Annotated in this window: 1 protein-coding gene; it reads left to right on the top strand. The window is 54.0% G+C overall.

What is annotated here, in order from left to right; genetic code table 11:
- A partial coding sequence (locus AC1DFM_RS34815) for a PKD domain-containing protein (RefSeq protein ID WP_477081387.1) occupies window positions 1-440 on the top strand: 440 nt, incomplete at both ends.

The following is a 440-nucleotide window of genomic DNA, read 5'->3' as shown; positions in this document are numbered from 1 at the left end:
TTTCAGTTGACCGTCACAGATGATAAAGGGCAAAGCGCCAGCAGCACCGTTACGGTAACGGTGAAAGACGCGCCAGTAAATATACCGCCTACGGTGAGTGCAGGTACTCCTGTTACCATCACGTTACCCGTTAGTGCTACCACATTGACAGGCACCGCCAGCGCCGCCGCCGGCAGCACGCTTGTATCCTATCAGTGGAGYCAGGTGTCGGGTCCGGTRRATGCAGCCATAGGCAGCGCCACCRCACTTAGTACAGACGTTACAAAATTGACTACCGCCGGGCAATATGTTTTTCAGTTGACCGTCACAGATGATAAAGGGCAAAGCGCCAGCAGCACCGTTACGGTAACGGTGAAAGACGCGCCRGTAAATATACCGCCTACGGTGAGTGCAGGTACTCCTGTTACCATCACGAGTGCAGGTACTCCTGTTACCATCAC

It is taken from the genome of Chitinophaga sp. 05T412, assembly GCF_056396465.1.
The sequence above is the reverse complement of the archived record's forward strand: the minus strand, read 5'-3'. Positions and strand labels throughout refer to the sequence as shown.